The sequence below is a fragment of the Sphingopyxis sp. genome (assembly GCF_041916015.1).
Lineage (GTDB): Bacteria > Pseudomonadota > Alphaproteobacteria > Sphingomonadales > Sphingomonadaceae > Sphingopyxis.
This window is the reverse complement of the sequence record NZ_JAYSAH010000041.1, coordinates 1-4,770: the sequence shown is the minus strand read 5'-3', so window position 1 is coordinate 4,770 and position 4,770 is coordinate 1. Positions and strand designations below refer to the sequence as shown.

General features: G+C 67.7%; 5 protein-coding genes. 4 read left to right on the top strand and 1 reads right to left on the bottom strand.

Translation table 11 applies throughout. From position 1 onward, the window contains the following. Positions 1-240: 240 nt before the first annotated feature. Positions 241-651: a helix-turn-helix domain-containing protein gene (locus ACE3SL_RS05860; protein WP_374524822.1), complete on the bottom strand. Its 411-nt coding sequence runs from the start codon at positions 649-651 to the stop codon at positions 241-243. A 69-nt stretch (positions 652-720) separates the two neighbouring features. On the opposite strand from ACE3SL_RS05860, the gene ACE3SL_RS05855 reads away from it, so the two are divergent. The 4 genes from ACE3SL_RS05855 to ACE3SL_RS05840 form a co-directional block, all read left to right on the top strand. Then, positions 721-1,344, top strand: coding sequence for a cation transporter (locus tag ACE3SL_RS05855; RefSeq protein ID WP_374524821.1), 624 nt, complete (start codon positions 721-723; stop codon positions 1,342-1,344). Between the two features lie 121 nt (positions 1,345-1,465). Continuing rightward, positions 1,466-3,148, top strand: coding sequence for an MFS transporter (locus tag ACE3SL_RS05850; RefSeq protein ID WP_374524820.1), 1,683 nt, complete (start codon positions 1,466-1,468; stop codon positions 3,146-3,148). After that, positions 3,145-4,329, top strand: coding sequence for an HlyD family secretion protein (locus tag ACE3SL_RS05845; RefSeq protein ID WP_374524819.1), 1,185 nt, complete (start codon positions 3,145-3,147; stop codon positions 4,327-4,329). Before ACE3SL_RS05850 ends, ACE3SL_RS05845 begins: the two co-directional genes overlap by 4 nt. Next, a partial coding sequence (locus ACE3SL_RS05840; RefSeq protein ID WP_374524818.1) for a TolC family protein occupies positions 4,326-4,770 on the top strand: 445 nt, incomplete at its 3' end. The genes ACE3SL_RS05845 and ACE3SL_RS05840, both read left to right, overlap by 4 nt.

Here is a 4,770-nt window from a genome sequence, read left to right as displayed (position 1 = left end):
GAAGCACTCGCTCTGGCTGCGTAACCGATAAGCCTCACGGCCTAAGGTTATTCAAATAGAACGCGGTTCGGACCGAACCGGGCAACAGAATCGGATACCAGCGGCTGGGGACGAGCCGGGCAACAGAATCGTCCCACCTTTCCTCAATCTCCACCTTCGTCATTCCCGCGAAAGCGGGAACCCAGTTGCGACGGTTGCTAGCTGGGTTCCCGCTTTCGCGGGAATGACGAGCGAGAAGGCTTAATGCGCGCCCTCGCATTGCCCATGATCCCCCAGCGCCTCGATCACCCGGCAGTCACCCGCGAGCCCGCCGCGGCAGCGGCCGACGATGCGGGCGAGTTCGTCGCGCAGCGTGGCGAGCTGCGCGATCTTTTCCTCGACCTGCGCTAGGTGCGCGGCGGCGATGCGATCGGCGTCGGCGCAGTCGCGGTCGGGATGATCGGAGAGGTCGAGGAGTGAGCGGATTTCGTCGATCGTGAAGCCGAGATCGCGCGAATGCCGCACGAAGCTGAGCCGGGCGCGATGCTCGCCGCCATAGCTGCGATAATTCGCCCCGGTGCGCGCGGGCGCGGGGAGGAGGCCGATCCGCTCATAATAGCGGATGGTTTCGATGTTGGTGCCGGTGGCACGCGACAGTTCGCCGATTTTCATCGCTTGACCCTGTAGTGGCTACAGGCTGCATATAGGGAGCCGACTCGACGATAAAAGGAGGCTCCGGCGATGGCCGATCAATGCTGTGCGGGCAAAAGCGGCAAGAGTGCGCTCAACGATCCCAAGTGGCGGCGCGTGCTGTGGATCGCGCTGATCATCAACGCGGCGATGTTCGGGGTCGAGATCGTCGCGGGGGTCGCGGCGGATTCGCGAGCGTTGCAGGCCGACGCGCTCGATTTCCTGGGCGACAGCGCCAATTATGCGATCAGCCTGGGCGTCGCCGGCATGGCGATCGCCTGGCGCGCCCGCGCCGCGCTGCTCAAGGCGGCGACGATGCTCGCCTTCGGGTTGTGGGTCTTCGCCTCGGCGGTCTGGGGATTTGTCGCGGGCACCGCGCCCGAGGCCGCGACGATGGGAATTATCGGCGCGCTGGCGCTCGTTTCGAACGTCGTCGTTGCGCTGATGCTCTATCGCTGGCGGACGGGCGACGCGAACATGCGATCGGTGTGGATCTGCTCGCGCAACGACGCGATCGGCAATCTCGCGGTGATGGCCGCGGCGCTCGGCGTGTTCGGGACCGGGCAGGGCTGGCCCGACCTGCTCGTCGCCGCGATCATGGCAGGGCTCGCCATCTGGGGCAGCATCGACGTGTTCCGCCACGCGCGCGGCGATCTGGCCGGCGCGGCTGTTTAGGGCGCGATAGCAAAAGGGGTTTTCGCGCGCCTTCGCCGCGCATATTGTGCGGCGACGATGCTGACCGGCCCGATCCTGCAAAGCGCGCGACCCAATGGCGCTGGAGCAAAGGGCGACTCGCATGGCTGAGGTGCCGCCTGCCGCCGCGGCATCCGGCGAATATGTCTTCAAGCCGCACGAGCGGCCCTTCATGCCGGGTTCGCCGGCGTCGCCCGATCACCCCGTGCTGCGCAAGGTCGGCTATTTCCTGATCGGCGTCTATCTCGCGATCATCGGCGGCTTCACCAACGGCCTGCTGATCGCGAACCTGACCGGCTTGCAGGGGCATATGGACCTGACTCCGGCCGAGGGCGGGTGGGTGACGGTCGCTTATAATATGACGAACGCGTGCATGAGCATCCTGCTCTACAAATCGCGCCAGCAATTCGGCATCCAGCGCTTCGTGCGCGTGATCATCATCGCCTTGGTGGTCGCGAACTTCCTCCAGCTTTTCGACGCCGGCTACCGGATGGAACTCATCGCGCGCGGCGTGGCGGGGATCGCGGCGAGCGGGCTCACGACGCTCGCCGCCTTCTATCTGATGCAGGGGCTGCCGGCGGAGAAGCGGATCGCGGGGTTCCTCCTTGCGATCGGGCTGACGCAGGTCGGGACCCCGTTTGCACGCGCGATTTCGCCGCTGCTGGTTTTCGATGGCGATCTCAACCATCTGTTCCAGTTTCAGTTTGCGCTGTCGCTCGTCGCGGTCGGGCTGGTCAATATCCTGCAGGTGCCGCCCGGTGAGACGATCAAATCGTTCGAGAAGCTCGACCTGCTGACCTTTCCGATGCTCGCGGGCGGCGTCGGCTTGCTCTGCGCCTTTCTGGTGCAGGGACGCATCCAGTGGTGGACGACCCCGTGGCTCGGCGCCGCGCTCGCGGCGTCGGTCGTGCTGATCGGGGCGGCGTTCCTGATCGAGCATAATCGCAAGAACCCGATGCTCCAGACGCGCTGGATGGGAAGCGCCGCGCTCGTCCAGTTCGCGCTGACCGGCGCGCTCGTGCGCGTGCTGACGTCGGAACAGAATTTCGGCGCCTCGGGGCTCCTGTCGGCGATCGGCCTCGTCAACGACCAGCTTGTTTCCTATTATTGGGTGCTGACCGGCGCGACCTTCGCCGGAGCGATCCTGGCGATCCTGCGCCTCGACCCGATGGATTTGCGGCGGCCGGTGCTGGTGTCGCTGGCGGTGATCACGATCGGTGCGTTTCTCGACACGCATTCGGGACTGCGCACGGGACCGGTGAATCTCTATTTCTCGCAGGCGGCGATCGCCTTTGCCGCCGTCTATTTCATGGGACCGATGATGATGGAGGGGCTGCTCCGCGCCCTGACCAAGGGGCCTTCCTATCTGGTCAGCTTCGTCGGGGTGTTCAGCCTGTCGCAGACGCTGGGCGGGCTGATCGGCGTGGCCGGGCTTTCGGCCTTCCACACGCTGCGCGCCAAGTCGCACCTGATGACGCTGGGACAGAGCGTTTCGACGAACGATCCCGCGGTCGCACAGGGGATCGCCAGCCTCGCGAACGCGCTGACCGGCGACATGACCGACCCGGCGCTGCGGAGCGCCGTCGCGGGCTCGCAAGTGGTGCGCGAGGCGGCGCGCGAGGCGGCGATCCTGGCGTTCAACGACGTTTTCTTCGTCATCGGCGCGCTGTCGGCGCTGGCCTTTGCGCTGCTGTTCGCGCGCTGGGCCTATGACCGGCGGCGCGGCCATAATCCGCTGGCGAAGGAACTGGCAGCATTGCAGAAGATGAGGGCGCAAAATCAATGAGCGAAGACAAGCCGGAGACCCAGGGAACGGCAGAACCGGCCACCAAGGCGCCGTCCGCCGATGCCCCCGAGGCGCCGCCCGCCGCAGCGAAACCCGCGCCGTCGCCCGACGACCAGATCGGTCCGCCGCCCGAAGGCTGGAAGCCGCCGCAGTCGCGCGGGCGGATTATCCTGTTCGGCACGATGATCCTCGCTGGGGCCCTCGCCATTCTCTACGCCTGGGGGCTGCCGCCGTTCCGCGCCTCCAGTCAGACGACCGACAACGCCTATGTCCGCGGCCAGACGACGATCATCGCGCCGCAGGTCGGCGGCTATGTGACCGAGGTGCTGGTGCAGGATTTTCAGCGCGTCGCGGCGGGGCAGGTGCTCGCCAAGATCGACGACAGCATCTATCGCCAGCGGGTGACGCAGGGCGAGGCGAATATCGCGGCGCAGACCGCGAGCCTCAGCAACAGCCAGCAGAGCCAGCGCTCGGCCGAGGCGCAGGTGCAGTTGCAGGACGCTGCGGTCGCGAACGCGGGGGCGCAGCTTCAGCGCGCGCAGGCCGACATGCGGCGCGTCAACGAACTCGTCGATGCGGGATCGGTGTCGCTGCGCGAGCGCGACCAGACGCTCGCCGCGCTGCGCCAGGCCGAGGCGGCGGTGCGTCAGGCGCAGGCGCAGCGGCAGATCGCGCTCGAACAGGTGCGGTCGGTCACCGTCGGGCGCGGCGGACTGGAAGCGGGGGTCGAGAATGCGAAGGCGGCGCGCGGGCTTGCCGACATCGACCTCAGGCGCACGGTGATCCGCGCGCCGCGCGCGGGCAAGCTCAGCGAAGTGTCGGTGCGCGTCGGGCAACTCGTCAATCCGGGCACCCAGCTCATGTATCTGGTGCCCGAGACGCATTGGGTGGTTGCCAATTTCAAGGAATCGCAGACCGCGAACATCCGCGTCGGGCAGAAGGCGCGGCTGCGGATCGACGCGCTCGGCGGTGCCGAGATCAAGGGCACGGTCGAAAATGTCGCGCCCGCCGCGGGCAGCGAGTTCAGCGTCATCAAGCCCGACACCGGATCGGGCAATTTCGTGAAGGTGCCGCAGCGGATCGCGGTCCGCATCCGCATCGATCCGGCGCAGAAACTCGCGGCGCGACTGGGGCCGGGCATGTCGGTCGTCGCCACCGTCTATACGGACGATGATCGTTGAGACGCGTCGCGCTGATCCTGCCGCTGCTGCTCGGCGCCTGCGTGCCGGCGCTGACGCCGCGCCCTGAGGCGAGCGCCGTCGCGCCGCCCGCCGACTGGCGCACCGCGCTGCCGGGGGAGGGGGATATTGACGCCGCCTGGTGGGCGCGCTTCGGCGACCCGCAATTGACCGCGCTGGTCGAGCAGGCGCGCGCGAACAACAGCGACCTTGCGATCGCCGCGGCGCGCGTCGCCGAGGCGCGCGCGAACGAGCGGGGTGCGCGGTCGCTGCTGCTCCCGAGTCTGTCGGCCAGCGTTCCGGCCGCCGAGGCGCGCAGCGTCAACGCCTTCGGCCAGCCGAGCGAGAGCTTTTCGGCCCAGCCGGTGTTTCAGGCGGCCTATGAGGTCGATCTGTTCGGCGGCAATGCGGCGCGGCGCGATGCGGCGCGCCAGAATGCGGCGG